At 60.7% G+C, this 22,866-nt stretch carries 20 protein-coding genes; 10 read left to right on the top strand and 10 right to left on the bottom strand.

Translation table 11 applies throughout. The features are described from left to right. Window positions 1-178: 178 nt before the first annotated feature. The 3 genes from AC07V9_RS19580 to AC07V9_RS19570 all read right to left on the bottom strand — a co-directional run bounded on the left by AC07V9_RS19580 (window position 179) and on the right by AC07V9_RS19570 (window position 3,631). Window positions 179-1,270, bottom strand: a complete 1,092-nt coding sequence (locus tag AC07V9_RS19580) for a sensor histidine kinase (RefSeq protein ID WP_495017300.1) — start codon at window positions 1,268-1,270, stop codon at window positions 179-181. Further along, a complete protein-coding gene (locus tag AC07V9_RS19575) occupies window positions 1,267-2,019 on the bottom strand; it encodes a response regulator (RefSeq protein WP_495017299.1) in 753 nt (250 codons plus the stop codon). Before AC07V9_RS19575 ends, AC07V9_RS19580 begins: the two co-directional genes overlap by 4 nt. 322 nt (window positions 2,020-2,341) lie before the next feature. After that, a complete protein-coding gene (locus AC07V9_RS19570; RefSeq protein WP_495017298.1) occupies window positions 2,342-3,631 on the bottom strand; it encodes an MFS transporter in 1,290 nt (429 codons plus the stop codon). Between the two features lie 293 nt (window positions 3,632-3,924). On the opposite strand from AC07V9_RS19570, the gene AC07V9_RS19565 reads away from it, so the two are divergent. Then, window positions 3,925-8,157 (top strand): dermonecrotic toxin domain-containing protein, encoded by a 4,233-nt coding sequence (locus AC07V9_RS19565; protein WP_495017297.1) that lies wholly within the window; start codon window positions 3,925-3,927, stop codon window positions 8,155-8,157. 298 nt (window positions 8,158-8,455) lie between these two features. Next, a complete protein-coding gene (gene sthA, locus AC07V9_RS19560; RefSeq protein ID WP_404630657.1) occupies window positions 8,456-9,850 on the top strand; it encodes a Si-specific NAD(P)(+) transhydrogenase in 1,395 nt (464 codons plus the stop codon). Window positions 9,851-9,892: 42 nt separating this feature from the next. On the opposite strand, the gene AC07V9_RS19555 is transcribed toward sthA, so the two are convergent. Beyond that, window positions 9,893-10,615: a glycerophosphodiester phosphodiesterase gene (locus AC07V9_RS19555; RefSeq protein ID WP_495017296.1), complete on the bottom strand. Its 723-nt coding sequence runs from the start codon at window positions 10,613-10,615 to the stop codon at window positions 9,893-9,895. A 36-nt stretch (window positions 10,616-10,651) separates the two neighbouring features. Continuing rightward, a complete protein-coding gene (locus AC07V9_RS19550; RefSeq protein WP_495017295.1) occupies window positions 10,652-11,239 on the bottom strand; it encodes a PilZ domain-containing protein in 588 nt (195 codons plus the stop codon). A gap of 125 nt (window positions 11,240-11,364) precedes the next feature. On the opposite strand from AC07V9_RS19550, the gene AC07V9_RS19545 reads away from it, so the two are divergent. The 3 genes from AC07V9_RS19545 (at window position 11,365) to AC07V9_RS19535 (ending at window position 14,619) form a co-directional block, all read left to right on the top strand. Next, window positions 11,365-12,615 carry a lipoprotein-releasing ABC transporter permease subunit gene (locus AC07V9_RS19545; RefSeq protein WP_495017294.1) on the top strand — a complete coding sequence of 417 codons (1,251 nt, stop codon included), beginning with the start codon at window positions 11,365-11,367 and terminating at the stop codon, window positions 12,613-12,615. Between the two features lie 7 nt (window positions 12,616-12,622). After that, window positions 12,623-13,306, top strand: a complete 684-nt coding sequence (gene lolD / locus AC07V9_RS19540) for a lipoprotein-releasing ABC transporter ATP-binding protein LolD (protein WP_495017293.1) — start codon at window positions 12,623-12,625, stop codon at window positions 13,304-13,306. A gap of 68 nt (window positions 13,307-13,374) precedes the next feature. Next, window positions 13,375-14,619, top strand: coding sequence for a lipoprotein-releasing ABC transporter permease subunit (locus AC07V9_RS19535; protein WP_495017292.1), 1,245 nt, complete (start codon window positions 13,375-13,377; stop codon window positions 14,617-14,619). A 175-nt stretch (window positions 14,620-14,794) separates the two neighbouring features. Here the strand turns inward: AC07V9_RS19535 and AC07V9_RS19530 are convergent, their stop codons facing one another. Together AC07V9_RS19530 and AC07V9_RS19525 are read right to left on the bottom strand one after the other, a co-directional pair. Continuing rightward, entirely contained in the window at window positions 14,795-16,153 is a 1,359-nt protein-coding gene (locus AC07V9_RS19530) for a heavy metal sensor histidine kinase (RefSeq protein ID WP_495017291.1), read from the bottom strand. Next, window positions 16,153-16,833 (bottom strand): heavy metal response regulator transcription factor, encoded by a 681-nt coding sequence (locus AC07V9_RS19525; RefSeq protein WP_495017290.1) that lies wholly within the window; start codon window positions 16,831-16,833, stop codon window positions 16,153-16,155. The genes AC07V9_RS19530 and AC07V9_RS19525 overlap by 1 nt, the downstream gene beginning before the upstream one ends. Window positions 16,834-16,994: 161 nt before the next feature. Between AC07V9_RS19525 and copI the strand changes: the two genes are divergently transcribed. Then, on the top strand, window positions 16,995-17,516 hold the full coding sequence (copI, locus tag AC07V9_RS19520; RefSeq protein WP_495017289.1) for a copper-resistant cuproprotein CopI: 522 nt from the start codon (window positions 16,995-16,997) through the stop codon (window positions 17,514-17,516). 85 nt (window positions 17,517-17,601) lie between these two features. Then, on the top strand, window positions 17,602-18,432 hold the full coding sequence (queF, locus tag AC07V9_RS19515) for an NADPH-dependent 7-cyano-7-deazaguanine reductase QueF (protein ID WP_495017288.1): 831 nt from the start codon (window positions 17,602-17,604) through the stop codon (window positions 18,430-18,432). 149 nt (window positions 18,433-18,581) lie between these two features. On the opposite strand, the gene AC07V9_RS19510 is transcribed toward queF, so the two are convergent. Next, a complete protein-coding gene (locus AC07V9_RS19510) occupies window positions 18,582-18,845 on the bottom strand; it encodes a DUF4404 family protein (protein WP_495017287.1) in 264 nt (87 codons plus the stop codon). Window positions 18,846-18,952: 107 nt separating this feature from the next. Further along, window positions 18,953-19,588 carry an HAD superfamily inactivated hydrolase PcrP gene (gene pcrP / locus AC07V9_RS19505; protein ID WP_495017286.1) on the bottom strand — a complete coding sequence of 212 codons (636 nt, stop codon included), beginning with the start codon at window positions 19,586-19,588 and terminating at the stop codon, window positions 18,953-18,955. 204 nt (window positions 19,589-19,792) lie between these two features. Between pcrP and AC07V9_RS19500 the strand changes: the two genes are divergently transcribed. Beyond that, the gene (locus AC07V9_RS19500) at window positions 19,793-20,494 is read left to right on the top strand and encodes an MlaA family lipoprotein (RefSeq protein WP_495017285.1); all 702 of its coding nucleotides are present in this window, start codon (window positions 19,793-19,795) and stop codon (window positions 20,492-20,494) included. Window positions 20,495-20,591: 97 nt separating this feature from the next. On the opposite strand, the gene AC07V9_RS19495 is transcribed toward AC07V9_RS19500, so the two are convergent. Then, the gene (locus tag AC07V9_RS19495; RefSeq protein WP_495017284.1) at window positions 20,592-20,891 is read right to left on the bottom strand and encodes a PilZ domain-containing protein; all 300 of its coding nucleotides are present in this window, start codon (window positions 20,889-20,891) and stop codon (window positions 20,592-20,594) included. 267 nt (window positions 20,892-21,158) lie between these two features. On the opposite strand from AC07V9_RS19495, the gene rssB reads away from it, so the two are divergent. Both rssB and rssC read left to right on the top strand, forming a co-directional pair. Next, complete coding sequence (gene rssB / locus AC07V9_RS19490; protein WP_495017283.1) at window positions 21,159-22,340, top strand: two-component system response regulator RssB; 1,182 nt, start codon at window positions 21,159-21,161, stop codon at window positions 22,338-22,340. Continuing rightward, on the top strand, window positions 22,340-22,822 hold the full coding sequence (gene rssC, locus AC07V9_RS19485; RefSeq protein WP_495017282.1) for an anti-sigma factor antagonist RssC: 483 nt from the start codon (window positions 22,340-22,342) through the stop codon (window positions 22,820-22,822). Before rssB ends, rssC begins: the two co-directional genes overlap by 1 nt. Window positions 22,823-22,866: the final 44 nt, after the last annotated feature.

The raw sequence follows: 22,866 nt of genomic DNA, 5'->3' as shown, positions 1-22,866 counted from the left end.
TGGCTAGAGTCAGATTCGAATTTCCTGTCCTGCCCGCCCCATCAAGTCTAAACATACAAGCGAATTCATTCGCGAGGGGTCAGTCCAGCCGCCCCCTATGTGCCGCCTGTGCCATCGATTCGCGAATGAATTCGCTCCCACAGGGAATCACCATCGCCTCGCAAAACGCTGTCGAAATTTAGACCCGAGGTAAATCGACCACAGCCGTCAGGCCGCCCCCCGGGGTTTCTTCCAGGCGCAGATCACCGCCCATACGCCGCGCCGCTTCCCGGGCGATGGTCATGCCAATGCCGACGCCGCCGGAATTGCGATTGCGCGAGCCTTCGACGCGGTAGAAGGGTTCGAACACCGCTTCGCGCAGGTCTTGCGCAATGCCGGGGCCCTGATCGACGACCCTGATGCGCAGGTGTTCACTGGAGTCCTCGATGATGACCCGTGCATGCCCGGCATAGCGCAAGGCGTTGTCGATGAGGTTGTGCAGGCACGAGCGCAGGGCCATGGGCTGGGACTTCAGCGGTTTACAGGTGCCGCTGGCTTGGACGTCATCGCCATTGTCCTGGGCGTTCTCGGTGAGCGATTCGATCAGCGCCTGCACATCGAAATATTGCAGGGTTTCGCTGGTGCGCTGCTCGTTGAGGTAAGTCAGGGTCGCGTCGAGCATGCCGATCATATCGTTCAAATCTTGCGTCATCTGGCCGTGCAGCTTGGGTTCTTCGATCTGCTCGACCCGCAGTTTCAGGCGCGCCAGGGGCGTGCGCAGATCATGGGACACCGCCGCGAGCATGCGCCCACGCTGCTGCACCTGTTCGCGAATGCGTTCCTGCATCAGGTTGAAGGTCGCGGCCGCCTGACGCGCTTCCCGAGGTCCGGTGATGGTCAGTGGCGGGCTGTCTAGGTTTTCGCTCAGGCGCTCGGCGGCATCACTGATGCGCTGCACCGGGCGGCTCAGGGCCTTGGCCCCGAACCAGGCGGCAATGACCAGTGTCACCAACTGAAAGAACAGCGGAATCAGCGGAATGCCGAAAAACGGCGGGCGCCCAGGCCCCGGCGGTGGCGGAGGCGGGCGCAGGGCGTCGAGGGCCGAGGACAGTTCGCCTTGCTCCCCGGCAGGCTGCAGGGGGTGAGCGTTCTGCTGTCCGGCAGGCGGCGGTGGCGGCATCGCCGGGCCGTAATGATGGAACCAGATGAAGGCGAGCAAATGCGCCAGCACGATCGCCAGCAGCGCACCGCCGAACAGTCGGGCGAAGAGCGTATCAGCCGAGCGGATCAACCAATCTCCCTGGCGTCGAACATATAGCCTTCGCCTCGTACGGTCTTGATCAGTTGTGGGGATTTCGGATCGTCACCGAGCTTCTGGCGCAGGCGCGAGACCAGCAAGTCGATACTGCGATCGAAGGCTTCGATGGAGCGGCCACGGGCGGCGTCCAGCAATTGCTCGCGATTGAGCACCCGGCGCGGGCGTTCGAGGAACACCCGCAGCAGGCGGAATTCGGCATTGGACAGTGGCACCACCAGGCCGTCCGGGGCGGTGAGCTGGCGCAACACGCTGTTCAGGCGCCAGTTGTCGAAACGCAGGGTGGTGCGCTCTTCGGTGCGATCGTCGCGTACGCGGCGCAGGATGGTCTGGATACGTGCCACCAGCTCGCGAGGCTCGAAGGGCTTGGCCATGTAGTCGTCGGCGCCCAGCTCCAGGCCGATGATGCGGTCGGTGGGTTCGCAACGGGCGGTCAGCATCAGGATCGGGATATCCGAGGAGCTGCGCAGCCAACGGCACAGCGACAGGCCGTCTTCACCCGGCAGCATCAGATCCAGCACCACCACGTCGTAGGTTTCCTCGGCCAGGGCCTGACGCATGGCGTTGCCGTCGGTGACACCGGTGCTCTGGATATTGAAGCGGGCGAGGTAATCGCACAGCAGTTCGCGGATCGGTACGTCGTCATCGACGATCAGCGCCCGGGTGTTCCAGCGCCGCTCTTCAGCCGGTGCGTTGGCGGTGTTGCTGTCAGGGGTCGTTTGCATGTTGCTGCCGCCATGGTGATGCCGCCGTGAAGGCCGCGAGTGAGGAACGACGCTGCCATGCGACTTCGCTGGCGAGCGGGCGCAAGGGTGAGTGGACCAGGTGTCAGTGGAATGTCCTGAATGTATCAAGAAATGTACATAAGATCAGGGCTGAGCGACAGGAGCACCGGGGGAGCGTGTGTTGTACCCGGTAGCTTAGTCGCGCTGATTGCGTGCTGCTGACGGCACAAGCAGGGCTGGCGCAGCCACAGCCCAAATCAGCCTATAAAAAGAAACGCCCCGAACCAGTCGGGGCGTTTTGCATTTCCAGGCAGCTATACCCTCAGCCAGCCACCGCTTCCATCCGCGCCTGGCCGCCCTTGCGGAACAGCACCAGCGTCGCGATCAAGCCCAGCACGGCTGCGCCACTCAGCCAGATGCCTGGTGCTGCCTTGTTGTTCAGCTCATGGATCAGATAGGTACAGGCCGCCGGAGTGAAGCCACCGAACGTCGCGGTCGCCAGGCTATAAGCCAGCGAAAAACCGGTGGTCCGCACTTCGACCGGCATGATCTCGGTCAGAGACACCACCATCGCGCCGTTGTACGAGCCGTACAGGAACGACAGCCAAAGCTCGACCATCAGCAGGTTGCCGAAGCTCGGGTTGGCGGTCAGCCAGGACAGGGCAGGGTATGCCGTGATGATGGCCAGAATGGTGGCCGCCAGCAGCAGTGGTTTGCGACCGATCTTGTCCGACACCGCGCCCATCACCGGCAGCCAGATGAAGTTCGAAATCCCCACGCAGACGGTCACCAGCAGGCTGTCCAGGTCAGACAGGTGCAGCTCGTTCTTGCCGAAAGTCGGAGTGTAGGCGGTGATCAGGTAGAACGACACAGTTGTCATGACCACCAGCGCCATACCCGCGATGACCACGCCGAAGTTGGAGCCGATCGACTTCATCACCTCGCCCATGGTCGGGCGGTGCTTGCGCGCACGGGCTTCGAACTCAGGGGTTTCTTCCAGCGAGCGCCGGATGACGAAGATTGCCGGGACGATCATGCAGCCGACCAGAAACGGCACGCGCCAGCCCCATTGGCTCATATCTTCCGGGGTCAGCCAGTGGTTCAGGGCCACGCCCAGCAGGCCTGCGAACACGACCGCGGCCTGCTGGCTGGCGGACTGCCAGCTGACGAAGAAGCCTTTGCGGCCCGGGGTCGAGATCTCGGCCAGGTACACCGATACGCCGCCCAGTTCCACACCGGCGGAGAAGCCTTGCAGCAAGCGACCGATCAACACCAGCAAGGGCGCGGCGACACCCAAGGTCGCGTAACCCGGTACGAAGGCGATCAACAGCGTGCCCATGGCCATCAGGGCCAAGGTGATGATCAGGCCTTTCTTTCGGCCGTGGTGGTCGATGTAGGCGCCGAGGAAAATGGCACCCAGTGGGCGCATGAGGAAGCCGGCGCCGAAGGTCGCCAGCGAAAGCATCAGCGATGCGAATTCACTGTCGGCAGGGAAAAATGCTTTGGCGATGGCCGTGGCGTAAAAGCCGTAGACCATAAAGTCAAACATTTCAAGGAAGTTACCGCTGACAACGCGAAAAATCGCCTTGCCTTTGCCTGTGTTCGAGGCCATCTGGAATTACTCACTTAGGCTGTCTAGCTGGGGATCCGTTGTATTTATGCGTCCTCTCCTGCGCAGTCCGAGCTTGGCCTCCAACTCCGCAGATTTGTAACGATATGTGTAAAAGTGGCGGATAGCAATCAGAAGACTCGCCGGGTCGGCTGCTGCAGCGGTCGGTGAAAACCCGTCATTGCGGTATTTGTTTATGTCATCCGCGGCGCGGATATGCCCTTAACTCGCCCGATACGTACCGGCTGAGACTGAATTCAGCGGGTCGACTCATCCACGTGCGAGTTAACAGAACCATGAATTCCGACTTCGACTTGATCGACGCTTTTTCGCATCGCCCTTTTCTCACTCCCCTGACCCGCGCCGCCCTGAAGGCGGCTCTCGTGGAGCAATTTCCGGCTGTGGACATTGACCCCGATGTCGCGGCCATCATTGCCACCGATTCGCCAGATGAGGCGGTGACACTGACCCAGGCGCTGCGCACGCACTTTGCCACGGGGAAAACCTTGCGCTGGACAACTGGGCAGCATCGACTGGTGGCCGATCCAGCGGTCGCCGCGCCGGTCAGCCTCGAGGTCGACGTCGAGCAACTGGCAGTCCTCGTCGATAGCGTTTGCTTGGGTATTGCGGACATTTTCACTGAGGCCTTGATAGTGTTTTGGGATCGACCCGATGCGAGCGGGCTGCGTCCGGGGCAGCGTCTGGCCGACGCGTTCGAGCGGCGACTGTCGGGGCAGACCGGTTTGACGCAAGCGGCCAGGCGCGCGATTGCCGAGCGTAAAGCACTCAAGGTTTTAAAAGCACAGCTGGCCGCCATCCAGCGGCTGCCTTCGTCTGAGCTGGGGCATTTCGAGGAGATCGAGCGCTACCTGGCGATGGTGACCGACATCACCCCGCTGGTTCAGGACAGGCAGGCAGCAACCCGTGCCCCGAGCATCGACCGACTTGAGCAGTTGCCTTCCTGGTTAAGCGCCGCCTCCTCAGCCGATCGGCTCGATTACAGTCGCCAACTGGCTGCGGTGGCCGTCGCCGCGAGGAATGCAGCGGGAAAGGCATGGGACGACGAGCTGCCGTCGTTGCTCGATTACGCAAGGATGGTGTTGCAGCAGGCGATGTGCACCGATCACCCGCAGGCCAAGTGGATGACGCTTGATGATGTCACGGTGCACGTCGCCAAGGTCGTGGCATCGCCGGTGCCTTCCACTGGGCAGATCATCGCGGTTGGCGATATCGAGCGCCGACAGATGAGTGTCGCCCAGTTCGCGCTGGGCAACTTGTGCAGCATTCCCAGTGGCACCGTCAGCCTCACGGTGCGCGATGGCGGACCGCTGCCGGGTTGGCTGACCGTGGCGTACGTGCGGCAATTGATTGTGCGCGTTGACATCGGCGGCGCGTATCCGGCCCTGGTTCGCCGTTGCCTGATGACCGATCCTGCGCAATCGGCGCGACGAAAAACGCTGTTTGCCGATCAACTGCGCGTGCAGTTGCCGCTCAAGGCGCTGGAGCAGAAGATTCGCGGCGAAGGAGGGCTTACGGATGCAGGATATCGCTGTGTCTGTGGGGTAATGCAAGCCTCTGACACCCTGTATGCGCTGCGTCCGTTGGCCTGGATCAGTCAGCCTGGTGCGGCGTCCGATGAGGTCTGCAATATGTTCATCATAGGGGCGACGGACACCACCCTCGGCCCCTTTATTCTTTATCGTCCTTTTGCCTCGACGCCGCTGACCGAATTTCCGACCTGGCTGGCGCTGCGCAATGCCATCGCCACGGCCGGTGAGCTGCGGGACGAGGTGTTGGTATGGATGACCGATCAGGGCCGCCAGCGCTATGCCAATGGTGGCTTCGAGCAATCGCACATTCTGCGGTTTGGCATTGGCTCGGATTTCGCCCCGCTGGAAACGCCAGATGCGCCACAGCTCAGTGTGGTTCCGGTTGAGGGCGACCGGATGCAGGCCTTGTTCACGGCCAATGCCAAGGCGCTGGTGGATCTCGCTGATCGCCAATCGGTGTCCAACGCCGAAAGTCGCTGGGCGATGTTGCAAAGGGGCGGCTGGCTGGCGCTGGACGTAGTGATGCCTTTTCTGTCCGGGCCGACAGCCACGGCGTTGTGGTTGATTCAACTGATGATCGCCGTTGATCGAGTAGTGGTGGCCGAGCGCCGAGGAGCCGGTGGCGAGGGCGCGCAGGCCTGGAGTTCGTTGTTGCTGACCCTCTCGATGATTCTTTTGCATCAGGGCTTCAAACCGGTGGTAGTGGGTACGATCAAGTCGGCCACGGTTGAGCCGGTGCTTCAAGTTCAAGAGGGGGCAACTGACATCGCAGTGACAGCGGAGGTTGAAACTGAGTCCTTTCCTCAGTGGGATTTTTCCTGGTCCAGCCTCAGTCATCGGCTTAACGAAAGTCAGCTGCAAGCGCTCGAACGCCTGAAGCTCTCCCCTGAGCCGAACCTGGACGCTCCTTCAACGGAACCCGGGAGAGAAGGGCTGTGGCGGCACGGCCAGCAATGGTGTGTCCGGCTGGACTCTGGCGTGTACGAGGTCGGTTTTTCGGGTGATCAGGTCTTTATTGTCAATCCGCACCATCCACAGGTCAGCGGTCCGCGTTTGAGACGTACCGGGCAGGCCTGGGCGCTTGATCTATCACTCGGACTGTGCGGGGGAGGACCCAAGCGCAACGCCCGACAACTTGCGCAGGAAAACGCCGCAACCCTTAAGCGAGTGACCGAACGCGACGCGGTGCTGGAGCAGAACAAAGCCGCGCTGTACAAAAAGTTCGTCGGTTGGGACGCCACCCAAAAGAGTGTGTCCGGGCAAGTCCCCGCGCGCATCTATGACCTCATCGAAAAGGACCTGGATGAACTCAAAGCTGTCTACGAAGAGCGTTATCAGTTGCAGCAATCGTTGCGGCCTGCCGATCGTCTGAGCGACAAAGTCCTGGCGTGCGACCTACAACGTCTGGTACGACGCATCGCGTTTCTGGAGGGGGTGTTGCTGCATAACGCGGTGAGGTTGACCCAGGCAACGCTGCCCGCTCTCAACGCCGAGTCGGCGGGTGTCGTGAGTACACGTAATGTTTCCGCCTATCTGGGTTTGTTCGAGGATTTACTTAAGTTGCAAGACCGCGCGGTGCGCTGGTCGATTGAGCGCGAAGCGCTGTGGCAACGCCTGCGTGCCGTGCCCAGAGTAGGGGAAGGTCTGTGGCGCGAGGAGGTGCTGGAACTGCAAAACAGCAATCTCTACACCAGCCTTGCGTGGCGAATTGATCGCATGTGGTCATTGCTGGAACTGAGTTTCACGGCGCAGGACATCCTTTCAGGGCTAGGCGATCAAGCGTTCAAGGGGCTGCGCACCGATGATTCCTTGCACGCAGCCTTCAGTTCGCAGGCCGAGCTGGAAAAGCCCAACGATTACACCCTGGCTGAGCAGATTGACGTGCTGGAAAGTTCGCTCCGCGAATATCGGCGTTGCACCTTGATCGCAAGCTGTGCCAAAGAGCGCGCATTGAGCACGTTGAGCGTTGCCCCCTATGAGCGTTTTCTCGATGACTTGGCTTGGATCGTCGAGCGCGCCGAAACTCGGCTGTCGGATCTGGTACGCGAAAGCGCGGAGCCGGCAGAGCATCCGGTCGAATACACGCCCAGGGTCAAACAGCCTCGCAAGCGGATCATCAAGACGCGCGGCCACAGAACCCTCGTGGGACGCCTGCGGGAGGGCGAGCCGGAGCTGGCCGGGGCGGTGGTCGATGTGACCAAAACCATGAGCGACACCGTCGTCGGGACCTATCACCAGCACGAAAACGGCGAGTGGGTCGAGGTTGAAGTCCGGCCAGCCATCGCACCTTCGACCGCCCCGGCGAGCGTTGCGCTCAGTGAGCTCAAGCGCCAGGCCAATGCGGCCCTCGATCAGGTCGAACGCGACATCACGATGGCCCGGGCTCAATCCCGGCGCACCTACGAACCGTCGGATATTCAGGACATTCTGCTTCAGAAGGCGCAGACGCTGACGATTCTGGCCGACAAACTGGCACCTCACCTTGTCGTTTCCGAATCTGGACTGTCAGGTCCGGAGGCGGTCTTGACCCTGGTTGACCGGTTGCGGTCCGAAGCGTCGAAACTTACCGCTGAAGGACGCGCGTTGCGCATCGCCATGATTAAAGCGCAACCGCCTACAGCCTCGCGCCTTGATTACCTGGCCAGTGAGCAAGAGGTGGACATCGCGCGCTTCGAGGGACGCAAGAATATGTCGGGTGGCAAACGCAACGATTTCTTGCAGGAGTACGTCATCCGCGACAAGGATCAACGCGTGCTCTGGTGGGCGCATTTCCATTACGCGAGCGAGGCGGCGGCCGATACGGCGTTCACGGCGGCTCACCTGAAACTCCCCGATCAACGGTTCGTCGGCTACACCGCACAGGTAAAAGCCGCCAGAGCGAACAAAGAGGTGGTCAACATCTATCGCAGCTATATAGGCAAGGACATCGCGCAGCGGCGGTTTCTGGACATGGCGCCTGGACCTGCAAGGGACGAATGAGACCCACTATCAAGGAGCTGCTCCACGAACAAACTCGCAAATTTGCAGGTTTTTTTAGGATTCGAGGCGCCAAGGGATTTATCATCCGCAGCAATTTGGCGCTCGATGGGTTCATTGACTGCCCCGAGTGTCCCGTAGCGCAGACAACATTGGCCTACGACGCGACCAAGGGTTAATGTTCGCGGCGACGCGGGACGATTAGACTGCGCCGCGAGTTTTGTTCTTCATGCCGCAGGTGTGCGGCATGACTTAGCCGGAGACGCCAGCGTGGCGTCTCGGCCTGTTCTGAGGAGTACGCATGGCTGTCTACAACTACGACGTAGTGGTGCTGGGTTCAGGCCCGGCGGGAGAAGGCGCGGCAATGAACGCTGCCAAGGCTGGGCGCAAGGTAGCCATGGTCGACAGCCGTCGCCAGGTCGGCGGCAACTGCACCCACCTGGGCACGATCCCGTCCAAGGCGCTGCGTCACTCGGTCAAGCAGATCATCCAGTTCAACACCAATCCCATGTTCCGCGCCATTGGCGAGCCGCGCTGGTTCTCGTTCCCGGACGTGCTCAAGAGCGCTGAAAAAGTCATCAACAAGCAGGTTGCCTCGCGCACCGGTTATTACGCGCGCAACCGCGTCGACGTGTTCTTCGGCACCGGCAGCTTTGCCGACGAGCGTACCGTCGATGTGGTCTGCAACACCGGCGTCGTGGAAAAACTGGTCGCCAACCAGATCATTATCGCCACCGGCTCGCGGCCTTATCGCCCGGCGGATATCGACTTTTCCCACAAGCGTATCTACGACAGCGACACCATCCTCAGCCTCAACCACACCCCGCGCAAGCTGATCATCTACGGCGCTGGCGTGATCGGTTGCGAATACGCGTCGATCTTCAGTGGTCTGGGCGTGGACGTCGAGCTGATCGACAACCGCGACCAACTGCTGAGCTTCCTCGACGCTGAGATCTCGCAAGGCCTGAGCTACCACTTCAGCAACAACAACGTGATGGTGCGCCACAACGAAGAGTACGAGCGCGTTGAAGGCCTGGAGAACGGCGTGATCCTGCACCTCAAGTCCGGCAAAAAGGTCAAGGCGGACGCCTTGCTGTGGTGCAACGGCCGGACGGGCAACACCGACAAGCTGGGTCTGGAGAACGTCGGCATCAAGGCCAACGGCCGTGGCCAGATCGAAGTGGATGAGGAATACCGCACCAGCAAGCCCAACATCTATGGCGCAGGCGACGTGATCGGCTGGCCGAGCCTGGCCAGTGCGGCGTACGACCAGGGTCGTTCGGCGTCGGGCAAGGCGGTGGACAACGGCACCTGGCGTTTCGTCAACGACGTGCCGACCGGCATCTACACCATTCCGGAAATCAGCTCGATCGGCCAGAACGAGCACGACCTGACCCAGGCGAAAATCCCGTACGAAGTGGGCAAGGCGTTCTTCAAGAGCATGGCTCGCGCGCAGATATCCAACGAGCCGGTGGGCATGCTGAAGATCCTGTTTCATCGCGAAACCCTGGAAATCCTCGGCGTTCACTGCTTCGGTGACCAGGCATCGGAGATCGTGCACATCGGTCAGGCAATCATGAACCAGCCGGGCGAGGCCAACTCCATCAAGTACTTCGTCAACACCACGTTCAACTACCCGACCATGGCCGAAGCCTACCGGGTTGCGGCGTACGATGGCCTCAACCGGCTTTTTTGAGCGGCTCCGGCCGGTGGCCTGAGCCGGCCGGGGAGACCGATTTCAGTAATTCCCGAGAGTGGCGCTGGCCAAACCGGGAAAGTCTGTAATCAGGCTGTCAACGCCGAAGTCGGCGAGTCTGCGCATCAGCGCGGGCTCGTTGACTGTCCACACCGACACATGCAGGCCCTGATTCTGGGCTTTCTTCAGGCGCTCGGGCGTGCACAGCGTCCAGTTCAGCGCCAGGATTTCACAGCCATAACTCTGGGCGACCTTCAGCGGGTCAAGCCAGGCGTATTCGGCCACCAGACCGCGCGACACATCCGGTGTCAATTCCTGCGCAGCGCCCAGCACTTCCCGCGAACTCGACGTGATGGTGATCTTGTCCAGCAGGCCATGGCGCTGAGCCATTTCGCGGATCGCCAACACGGTTGTCGCCGAACGGGTGCGTGAGGCGCTTTTGACTTCCAGTTGCCAGTGATCGAAGTCGCACTTCTCGAACAGTTCTTCCAGACGCGGAATCGGGCACGGATTGACCCAGCCGGGACCACCCTTGCGCGCGTCGTAGGTCACCAGGTCCGCCGCTTGGTGCTCGACCACCTTGCCGCGTCGGTCGGTGGTGCGCTTGAGGGTCGGGTCGTGGATTACCATCAATTCGCCGTCGCGGGACAGGTGCAGGTCCAGTTCGCAACGTTTGACGCCGTGTTTGAGGCACTCCTGAAAGCTGGTCAGGGTGTTTTCCGGTGCTTCGCCTTTGGCGCCGCGGTGGCCGTAGATTAGGGTCACAAATGCTCCTTCGATAACGCGCCTACAGGCTGAAAATCAGGTGGGATCGGGGTTGCTCTGTTCGCGGGCAAGCCTGCGCTGGGCGGCTTGCCGTTGCAGGATGTGTCTGGCGAGCAGCTGACGCTGGGCGTCGCTGAGTTCGACCCACTCGGTGCCGACCTCGAAATCGCCGATGGTCAGGGAGTGGCATTGAGTGACCTTGGCCCGCAGCATCATGCCGGAGGCCTGGGGCATGAGCACCATTTTCACCGACAGCAATGTGCCAGTGGGGAAGGGCTGATGGGATTCGAATTGCAGGCCGCCTTCGGACATGATCACCTTCTGCGGGGCGCCGAGCTTGCCCAGCACGGTCTGGGCGACCACCTGGCCGAGCAGATCGATGCGCTTGCTCATGGCCCGCAGAAAGCTGTTGGTGGTGCGATCGCGGTCGTCCAGCTGGCGCAGCAGGTGCTGGGATTCGAACTCGGCGACGTGCAGCTCGCTCAGCAAATCGAATAGGGTCGAGGTGTCTTCGTGGCCGTTTTCGTCGACCACTCCGGCGCCCGGAAGGCGTTGAATTTCCAGTGCGACGCTGTCCTCGATACGGTAGTATTCGCGGCGTTCTTCATCATCTAGTGTCGGCATGGCGAACCCATGGTAGCAGCGGTTGTCAGATTGATACGCTCGATCGCGACTCAGTGAATCGAGTGTAAAGCCGCAGGCCAAGGCCCGCCACAAGGACGTTCCCATTCCTTTGAACAAGCCCTTACATGTTCAGACCTCTTTTTGTATTTATCGGCACGCGTTACACCCGTGCAAAACGCCGTAATCATTTTGTCTCCTTCATTTCCCTGACGTCGATGATCGGTCTCGCCCTCGGCGTAGTGGTGATGATAGTCGTGTTGTCGGTCATGAATGGCTTCGATCACGAAATGCGCACCCGTGTGCTGGGCATGGTGCCCCACGCGACCATCGAATCCGGTGAGCCGATCAGCGACTGGCAAAGCCTGGCCGTCAAGGTCAAACAGAATCCGCAGGTGGAGGCCATCGCGCCGTTCACCCAGATGCAGGGGCTTTTGACCAACAATGGCAACGTGCAGAAAATCCTGCTCAATGCCATCGACCCGGTTCAGGAACGCAAAGTTTCGATTATCGACGGCTTCATGAAGCAGGGGCATCTGGACGATCTGGTGTCCGGCGGCTTCGGCGTGGTCATCGGCGACAAGGCCGCGACCAAGCTGGGCGTGGGCATTGGCGACAAGGTGACGTTCGTTTCCCCTGAAGTCACGGTGACCCCGGCTGGCATGTTCCCGCGCATGAAGCGCTTCACCGTGGTCGGCATATTCCATGTCGGCGCCGGCGAGCTGGACGGTTATCTGGGGGTCACCAACCTGCAGGATCTGGCCCGGCTGCATCGCTGGAAGCCTGATCAGGTGCAGGGCCTGCGCCTGAAATTCACCGACCTGTTCAAGGCCCCGCGCACGGCCTACGACATCGCCCAGAGCCTGGGCGAGCATCAGTATTACTCCCGTGACTGGACCCGCACCCACGGCAACCTCTATCAGGCCATCGGCATGGAGAAATCCATCATCGGCCTGCTGCTGTTGCTGATCGTGGCGGTGGCGGCGTTCAACATCATTTCCACGCTGGTGATGGTGGTCAACGACAAGCGCGGCGACATCGCCATTCTGCGCACGCTGGGCGCGACGCCGGGGCAGATCATGCGCATCTTCATGGTCCAGGGCACTGTAATTGGCGTCGTCGGCACGGCCATCGGCGCGGGTGTCGGGACTCTTGCGGCGCTCAATGTCAGTGCAGCGATCTCGGCGCTAGAAGGGCTGATCGGCCACAAGTTTCTCAACGCAGACGTCTATTTCATCGACTATCTGCCTTCGCAATTGATGACCGAAGACGTGCTGATGGTATGCGGCGCGGCGCTGGTCCTGAGTTTCCTCGCCACCTTGTATCCTGCCTGGCGTGCCGCGCGCACCCAGCCAGCGGAGGCGCTACGTTATGAGTGAGTCGGGCATGAGTGATAAAGCTGTATTGAGTTGCCGCAACCTGGGCAAATCCTACGAGGAAGGCCCGGAATCGGTGGTGGTGCTTTCGGGCTTGCAGCTGGAGTTGCACCCGGGCGAACGCGTGGCGATCGTCGGCAGTTCCGGTTCGGGCAAAAGTACCCTGCTCAACATGCTCGGTGGTCTGGACACACCGACCGAAGGCAGCGTCTGGCTGGCGGGCGAAGAACTGTCGGCCTTGAGCGAAAAGGCCCGTGGCCTGTTACGCAACCGCGCGCTGGGCTTCGTCTATCAGTTCCACCACCTGCTGCCGGAATTCACGGCGCTGGAAAACGTCTGCATGCCGTTGCTGATCGGCAAGACCCCGATCCCTGAAGCGCGCCAGCGCGCCACGGCCTTGCTGGAGCGGGTAGGGCTCAAGCACCGCTTGGCGCATAAGCCTTCGGAGCTGTCCGGTGGCGAGCGTCAGCGTGTGGCTATCGCTCGCGCGCTGGTCAATCAGCCGGGTCTGGTGATGCTCGACGAGCCCACCGGCAACCTCGATTCCCATACCGCCCAGGGTATTCAGGACCTGATGCTGGAGCTGAGCAAGGCCTCGCGCACGGCATTTCTGGTGGTGACCCACGACATGTCGCTGGCCCGCCAGATGGACCGCGTGTGGCGCCTGGAAGAAGGTCGCCTGGTCGAGGCGTGATGCATTGAACCCGGCGCTCGCATACGGGCGTGGGGTGTTTCTATTTAGTTAGCTACGGTGCTCCACGAATGTTCAGACCGTTATCCATCTTTATCGGCACGCGCTACACCCGGGCCAAGCGACGCAATCACTTCATCTCTTTCATTTCGATGACCTCGATGATCGGGCTGGCGTTGGGCGTCTTGGCGATGATCGTGGTGCTCTCCGTGATGAACGGCTTTCAGCAGGAAATGAGCTCGCGCATCCTCGGCATGGTGCCTCATGCGGTCATCGACGGGGTCAAGCCGCTGGACGACTGGAAGCCTGCCGCCGACGCCGCGCTGAAGAACCCACAGGTCACCGCTGCCGTGCCATTCACGCAAATGGACGGCATGCTGTCGTACAAAGGTTCGATGCAGCCCATCGAGATTAACGGCGTGGATCCTGCGCTCGAATCCCAGGTGTCCATCGTCACTCAACACATCGTTCAGGGCCGTCTGCAGGACTTGAAGGCCGGTGAGTTCGGCGTGGTCATCGGTGAAATCACCGCACGCCGCTTTCGTTTGAACGTCGGCGACAAGATCACCCTGATCGTCCCGGAGATCAGCAGCGATCCGGGCGGCATCACCCCGCGCCTGCAACGCCTGACCGTGGTTGGCGTGTTCAAGGTCGGTGCCGAGCTGGATGGCTCCATGGCGCTGGTCAACGTGGCCGATGCCGCGACTATCCAGCGCTGGCAGCCGAATCAGGTGCAGGGCGTGCGTCTGGCGCTGACCGATCTGTACGCAGCGCCGCAAGTCTCCACAGCCATCGCCGGCAGTCTGGGCGCGGCCTACAAGGCCGATGACTGGACCCACACCCAGGGCAGCCTGTTCAGCGCCATGAAAATGGAAAAGACCATGATCGGCCTGCTGTTGCTGATGATTGTCGCGGTGGCGGCGTTCAACATCATCGCCACGCTGATCATGGTGGTGAACGACAAGGGCGCGGACATCGCGATCCTGCGCACCATCGGCGCCACGCCTCGGCAGATCATGACCATCTTCATGGTGCAGGGGTCGGTGATCGGCGTCATTGGCACGATTATCGGCGGCGTACTGGGCGTGATCGCTGCGATCAACGTCAGTCAGCTGGTGGGTTGGGTCGAACGCGTGACCGGGCAGCACATCTTCACCTCTGACGTGTACTTCATCAGCAACCTGCCCTCGAAACTGGAAGGCAGCGACGTGGTGATGATCTGTGCGGCGGGCTTGATCCTGAGCTTTCTGGCGACGATTTATCCGGCGTACCGTGCGGCGCAGATTCAGCCGGCCCATGCGCTGCGGTATGAATAGGTCTGCCTTGTTGGCTTGGGCGTACGCATAATCTGTGGGAGCGAATTCATTCGCGAAAGTCTTTCTGCCGACAGAGAGGTATCGATCGGGAGGCCCCTCGCGAATGAATTCGCTCCCACAGGAGATCTGTGTTCACCCGGTTACACCGTGGTGTGTCTGGGGCTGGTGACAGTACTCAGATGGGCAACTCAATTAAAAACCGCGTCATCCCCTCCTGCGATTCACACCGGATCGTCCCGCCATGGGCCTTGACGATCGACTGGGTAATTGCCAGCCCCAAGCCCGCATGTTCGTTGCTGCCCTCGTGGCGCGCAGGATCTGCGCGATAGAATCGGTCGAACAGTTTCGGTAATACGTCAGCCGGAATGGTCTGGCCATTGTTTTCGATGCGAATTCCTACACCCTGAGCTGACGATTCCAGCCTCACCGACACCTGACCCTGGGCCGGGGTGAAGCGCAAGGCGTTGTCCAGGAGGTTGGACAGGGCACGACGCAGCATGTGCCGGTCACCCTCCAGCACCGCTTCTCCCTCGCGACTCAACATTACCTGCGCTTCGTCGGCCAGCGGCAGGAAAAACTCCAGCAACGCGTCGACTTCATCGCTCAACTGCAGACGCTCACGATTCGGGTTCAGCAGCCCGTGATCGGCCTTGGCCAGGTAGAGCATGTCGTTGACCATCTGCGCCATCCCTTGCAGTTCCTCCAGATTGCCCAGCAGCGCCTCGCGATATTCTTCGAGGCCCCGCGGGCGGGTAAGGGTGACCTGGGTGTGGGTCAGCAGGTTCGACAGGGGCGTGCGCAGCTCGTGGGCAATGTCGGCCGAAAACGCCGACAGGCGCTGAAAGGCGTCGTCAAGACGACCGAGCATGGCATTGAAAGCCTGACTCAGTTCGGCGAGCTCCGCGGGCATTTCGCGCTGCGGCAGGCGCGTGGTCAGGGAGCTGGCCGAGACGCTGGCAGCCACTTCGCTCATCCGGCGCAAGGGTCGCAACCCGCTGCGGGCCGCCCACGCGCCGAGCAGTGCAGTGGCCAGTGCCGAGAGGCCGACAGTCAGCCAGATCAGGTGCTGCATGCGCTGCAGAAAATGCTGGTGATGGGTGATGTCCAGCAGCAGGGTCAGTTGCGGGGTGTCTGCCTGCTGCGCTTGTAGGGGAACAGTGTATGAGCGGTAGGAGATGCCATTGTCGGTCAGGGTATGCAGCCCTTCGTGGTTGCCAGTCAGCGCCTTCGAAGAGGGCAGGCTGTCGAACCACAGTGCGCCATCGGCTCCACGCACCTGCAGCGCAAGGTCCGGCGAATGCGCCAGTTCGCTTTGCAAGGCCTGCCGATGCTCATTGAGTTGTTCGGGGCTGGTCACCCCCATCAACGCGTCGCGCAGGGTCGGCAGCTTGCTGTCGAGCAGTTGCTGATCCAGCTCCATGAAATGGGTTTCGCTGGCGCGATTGAACAGCACGCCCGCAGTCAGCGAAACCACCGCCGTGCAGGCAGCGAACAGCAGGGCCAGACGGCTGCCCAGCGAAAGGTGCTTGAACATCACAGGCCGCGCTCTTCGAGCACGTAGCCCATGCCGCGCACGGTATGAATCAACTTGTTGGGGTAATCGTCGTCGATCTTCAGGCGCAGGCGGCGGATGGCCACTTCGATGACGTTCGTGTCGCTGTCGAAATTCATGTCCCAGACCTGCGAGGCGATCAGCGACTTGGGCAACACTTCGCCCTGACGCCGTAGCATCAGCTCAAGCAAGGCGAATTCCTTGGCCGTCAGGTCGATGCGCTGGCCGTTGCGCTCCACGCGACGGCGCAGCAGGTCCAGGCGCAGGTCGGCCAGTTGCAGGTGGGTTTCCTGGCTCGTGTTGCTGCCTCGGCGCAACAGGCTGCGGACCCGGGCCAGCAGTTCGGAGAAGGCGAAGGGTTTGACCAGATAATCATCGGCCCCCAGCTCAAGGCCGCGCACGCGATCCTCTACTGCGTCGCGTGCGGTGAGGAATAGCACGGGTGTGTCGTGACCCGCAGTGCGCACGGCCTGGAGGATCTGCCAGCCATCGCGGCCGGGCAGCATGACGTCCAGAATCACCAGCGCGTAATCGCCGGTCAGCGCCAGATGCTGACCCGTGATGCCGTCGGTGACCAGTTCGGTGTTGAACCCCGCTTCGGTCAGGCCCTGGCGCAGGTATTGGCCGGTTTTCGCTTGATCTTCAATGATCAGTAATTTCATTGGTGACTCACAGCAGGTGATGACGCCTTGGTGGTGGCGCTTTATAGCGCGAGCCGCAAGGGCAGGGGCCAAGCTTACAAAGTTGTAATCTTGCGGTCAGCTGATTGCCAGTGGCAGGCGCCTAACTTAAGGTCATTGACTGTCGTTGACTGGAGATTCACATGTTTGCTCGTTTTATCGCTGCTGCCATGTTGCTGGATGTCAGCCTGTCGTCCCAGGCTTCCCCCGGTGAGCATTTCGATTTCGGCCACGCCGCCAAGGCCGATCAGGCCACGCGCACGGTCGAGCTGACGCTGGGCGACATGTATTTCGAGCCCAAGTCGCTGACGGTGAAAGACGGCGAAACCGTGCACTTCGTGCTGGTCAACAAGGGCCAGCTGCTGCACGAATTCAATCTGGGCGATGCCGCCATGCACGTCGCGCATCAGCAGGAAATGCTCAAGATGGTCGCCAGCGGCATGTTGACCTCCACCGGCATGAAGCATGACATGGCCGGCATGGGCCACGGTGACATGGATCAGGGCAGCATGAAGCACGACGATTCCAACAGCGTGCTGGTAGAACCCGGCAAGACCGCCGAGCTGACCTGGACCTTCACCAAAGCCACGGATCTGGAATTTGCCTGCAACATTCCCGGCCACTATCAGGCCGGAATGGTGGGAAAAATCGCGATTGCCCAGTAATCGCTGAAAGCGCGGGACAAAACCTATAAACTCGGCGGTCAGGATTTCACATCAGCCTTCTTTATATACGTTTTCAGGTCCCGCCATGCATCCCGCAGCCGAACACTCGCCGCTGGGCAAGTCCAGTGAATACATCGCCACCTACACGCCGTCCCTGCTGTTCCCGATTCCGCGCACTGCCAAGTGGGCGGAGCTTGGGTTGACCGCCGAAACGCTGCCGTACAAAGGCGTCGATTTCTGGAACTGCTACGAGTTGTCCTGGCTGCTGCCGTCGGGCAAGCCGGTGGTGGCCATTGGCGAGTTCTGCATCCCGGCCGATTCGCCGAACATCATCGAGTCCAAGTCCTTCAAGCTGTACCTCAACTCCCTGAACCAGACGCCGTTTGCCTCGCAAGACGAGCTGGTCAGCGTGCTGGAAAAGGACCTGTCGGCCGCTGCAGGCAAACCGGTGGGCGTGCGCATTCGTTCGCTCAAGGACATCGAAGCCGAAGGCATCGTGGCGGTGCCGGGTGTCTGCGTCGATGATCTGGACGTGACCATCAGCAGCTACGACCGGCCCCAGCCCGAGCTGCTGCGCTGCGATGAACCGCGTGTGATCGAAGAAGCGCTGCACAGCCACCTGCTCAAATCCAACTGCCCGGTCACCAGCCAGCCGGATTGGGGCAGCGTTGCCGTGGAGTATCGTGGCGCCGCGCTGGATCACGCGAGTTTTCTGGCCTACATCGTTAGCTTCCGCCAGCATTCGGACTTCCACGAGCAGTGCGTGGAGCGGATCTTCATGGACCTGCAGCGCTTGTTAAAGCCGGAAAAACTGACGGTCTCTGCGCGCTACGTGCGCCGTGGCGGGTTGGACATCAACCCGTACCGCAGCACCGAAACACTGACGTTGGAGAATGGGCGTCTGGCGCGGCAATAAGCGGTTAGGTTCGGATGAAGTGATTGCGTCCCTGTGGGAGCGAATTCATTCGCGAGTCGCCAGGGCGTCCGATGAAGATCTATCGCCTGACAAGCCGCCTCGCGAATGAATTCGCTCCCACAGGGACTGGATTGCCAGGCGACCTCGCGTCAGATGCCGATATTGCCCAGCGTTTGCACGATGTTGCGCAAGGTGCCGGCGATGGCGGGGTGTTCGACCTCGAAACGTTCGATGGCCAGGTTGACGCCGTCGGCCAGGTTGTTGTCCGGGGTAGCAGTTTCCACGGCGATTTCGGCCTGGATCTGCGCCATCAGTTCATGCAGATGCACGCGTTCTTCTTCGCTCAGCGGCGGGTTCTGCTCCAGTTGCTCGCGCAGGGTATCGAGTTGTTCTTGCAGTTCGCGGGCGGGCATAGGGTGCTCCCTTCATGGATAGTCTCTGCATGGACCGCGGCGCAACGGCAAAGGTCCTTATCGCTAAGACTAAACCACTGCAGAGCACTCTGCATGACCCTGATCAATCAAGGCTTTTCAGCCTTCAGGCGACGCAGAGAAATGTCCGCCAGGCACGATTCGAGCTCGGCCAGGTGATCGATCACCGAGTGAGCGCCTGAGGCATACAGCTCAAGGGTCGCGCGGCCACGCAGGCGCTCGCGCTGCAGATCGCTCAATGCATCCCATTGTGCAGGAGACAAACCGCACAGCGGCCCGCACGACGCCAGACCCACGGTCCACAGCCCGGCGTTGAGCCCGGCCATGAGCAGGCGCGGATCGCCGCTGACCAGCACGCAGCCATCGATCTGGCCGACGTTCAGGCTCATCAGCGCCTGCCAGCAGGCATCCGGCGCGGGCCAGTGGTTGTTCGGGCTGGGGGTGGGCTGAATCAAGTCTTCAAGAGGCGCGGCGAGCTGCTCGGCGATGTCGGCGGGGTATTCCTCGATCCATGCGCACGGAATGTCTTGCTGCTTGAGGTTTTTCAGCGCGGAGAGGGCGCCGGGGGTAGGGAAGGCGAAGGGCGTGGCATCCAGAGAGAGGAAAGAGGTGCCGTCGGCGCTGCGCAACGTTCGGGTCCGGGCGCCGAAATCGACCAGGCACCCGCTCAGACCAAAGAGCACGGCGGTGAATGGCGGGGCGGGCACAGCGACGGCGGCAAGCATGGAATTCCCTCTTAAATGCCAATGACGCTAAGGGATTTGCATGACACTGCGATGACCGGCGCGTGACATTGTCAGCGGATGTTTAAGGATCCGCGCAATTGCTTCGCCTTTCGCCGACGTAAATACTGACAGAAGGCTTTATACTCTCGCCTTTGGTTCGGGGGCGTAGCGCCCGCTTCATCACTTTGACTGGGAGTCCTGGCTATGCCCGTGACCGGTGCAGGCTTTATCAATCGTCTGGCTCGAACGTGTTTCTGGGCCGGTTTGGCACTGGTGCCAATGGCCGCGCAGGCCGCTGACGACGACCCGTGGGAAGGCGTCAACCGAGCGATTTTCCGCTTCAACGACACCGTCGATACGTACGCGCTGAAACCTATTGCCCAGGGCTATGAGTTCATCACGCCGCAGTTCCTTGAAGACGGCATCCATAACATGTTCAAGAACATCGGCGACGTGACCAACTTCGCCAACGATGTGCTGCAGGCCAAGCCTCACGCTGCCGGTGTCGACACCGCGCGGTTGATCGTCAACACCACCTTCGGCCTACTGGGCTTTTTCGACGTCGGCACCACCATGGGCCTGCAACGCAACGACGAGGACTTCGGCCAGACTCTGGGTTATTGGGGCGTGCCAAGCGGCCCGTTCGTGATGGTGCCGCTGCTGGGCCCAAGCACTGTGCGCGACGCGTTCGCCAAGTACCCGGACACCTACACCCAGCCGTACCGCTACATCGACCACGTGCCGACCCGCAACACGGCATTTGCCGTCAGCGTGGTGGATACCCGCGCAAGCCTGTTGTCAGCCGAGAAGCTGATCAACGGCGACAAGTACATCTTCATCCGCAACGCCTTCCTGCAGAACCGCGAGTTCAAGGTCAAGGATGGCAAGGTCGTCGACGATTTCTGATCGACCTGCCGATTGCGCAGATGCAAAAAAGGCGACTTTCGAGTCGCCTTTCTTTTTTCGGATTTTTTCGAAACTGTGACGCAGTTCCGAGGTGATATCACTTCATCGCCAGGATGGTGAGCCCCAGTTTCTGCTCACTGCCGTCGATGTCGGCGACCCACACCACTTCGGTGTCGGCCTCGAGCCCCTTGAGTGCCGCGTGCTCTGATTCGATTCGCACGCTGATCCGGTCGCCGACCTTGAACGAGCGCGGCGCCTGTATCTGCATGCCGGAGCTGGATAAATCCACGCAAACGGCCGGGATGATCTGACCTGCGTAGATCAGGCTGATGTCCGCGTCGACACGCATGCGGATGTAATCTCGTTTCTCTGCATAGTCGCGATCAATCTGGCCCATGGCGCATCCTTCGTTTTTGTTGCTGATTTATGGGTTCTTATAACTCCCGGCGATTTGTGATGTAAAGACGCTGGCCGACCGCTGGAGCACGCTTGAAACGCCAGGCGGATGGGAGTACCGTCTGCGCCTTGAAGGGCACCTCTGCGAAGTGAAGCGTTTGACCAAAAGTCCGCTACCTTTGACGCAGAGAGGCTAGAAGCGAATCCAGTAGGCGGCCTGACAGAATCCGGCCGTTTACGCCAACCTGATCTGGCGCCGTTTGCCCACATGCAAAAAACCAGTGCCACGCTGCTGATTATCGATGACGACGAAGTAGTGCGCGCGAGTCTCGCGGCCTATTTGGAAGACAGTGGGTTCAGCGTCCTGCAAGCCAGCAACGGGTTGCAGGGTCTACAGACCTTCGAGCAACACACGCCTGATCTTGTGATCTGCGACTTGCGCATGCCTCAAGTAGGCGGCCTCGAGCTGATCCGTCAGGTCACCAGTCTTGCCCCGGAAACCCCGGTTATCGTGGTGTCTGGCGCGGGTGTCATGAGCGACGCTGTCGAAGCGTTGCGCTTGGGTGCGGCCGACTATCTGATCAAGCCCCTGGAAGACCTCGCGGTGCTTGAGCACTCGGTCAAGCGGGCGCTGGACCGCGCACGCCTGCTTCAGGAAAACAAGATCTACCGTCAGAAGCTCGAGACCGCCAACCGCGAACTCGAAGCCAGCCTGCATTTGCTGCAGGAAGATCAGGACGCGGGTCGTCAGGTGCAGATGAACATGCTGCCGACCAGCCCTTGGGCGATTGATTCGTTCGAATTCGAACACGAGATCATTCCGTCGCTGTATCTGTCTGGCGATTTCGTCGATTATTTCCGCGTCGACGATCACCGTGTGGCGTTTTACCTGGCCGATGTTTCCGGCCATGGCGCGTCCTCGGCGTTCATCACCGTGCTGTTGAAGTTCATGACCACACGACTGTTGTTCGAATCCAAGCGTGGCGGTTCGTTGCCGGCTTTCAAGCCGTCCGACGTGCTGGGGCACATCAATCGCGGGCTGATCAGCTGTAAGCTGGGCAAGCACGTGACCATGGTGGGCGGGATCATCGACGAGCAAACGGGCAAACTGACGTACAGCGTCGGCGGGCATTTGCCGCTCCCGGTGCTGTACACCCCGACCGAGACACGTTATCTCGAAGGGCGCGGTTTGCCGGTCGGGTTGTTCAACGAGGCGACGTATTCGGACCACGTGCTGGACTTGCCTGAGTCCTTTAGTCTGACTCTGCTGTCTGATGGCATTCTGGACCTGTTGCCAGGTGATACACTCAAAGAGAAAGAAGCCAGTTTGCCCGAATGGGTGAAGTCGGCGGGCGGCAGCCTGGATGGCCTGCGTCAGAAGTTTGGATTGGCCACACTCGGGGAGATGCCGGATGATATCGCCTTGTTAGTGTTGAGCAGGAACCTTTAATGAGTACCGGTAGAATCCAGTTTGCCGAGCAAGACGGCACATTCGTCCTCAAGTTCGTGGGTGAAGTGCGTTTGACTCTCTGCTCGGCGTTGGATGCGACGATTGAGCGGATCTTCACCTCGATGAATTTTTCGACCGTGGTGATTGATCTGACTGAAACGCGCAGTATTGACAGCACAACGCTTGGTCTTCTGGCCAAGTTGTCCATTCTGTCCCGTCAGAAAGCGGGGCTGTTGCCCACTGTCGTGACCACCCACGAAGACATCACGCGCCTGTTGCAGTCGATGGGCTTCGATCAGGTGTTCAATATTGTCGGCAAGCCGATTCCACGCCCTGAAGCGCTGAGCGACCTGCCGTCGCAGGATCAGTGTGAGGACGTGGTCAAGGCCAAGGTGCTCGAAGCGCACAAGATTCTGATGGGGCTCAATGACTCCAATCGCGCAGCGTTTTGTGATCTTGTGAACGCGCTTGAGCATCAGTGATTCGGCTTGCGGGTCGACGCGGTCGGGTTCTGCCGTCGGGCGGA

The organism is Pseudomonas sp. GW821-FHT02A11, from assembly GCF_059421985.1.
Note: the sequence above shows the minus strand (reverse complement) of the source record. Positions and strands in the feature narration are given on the sequence as shown.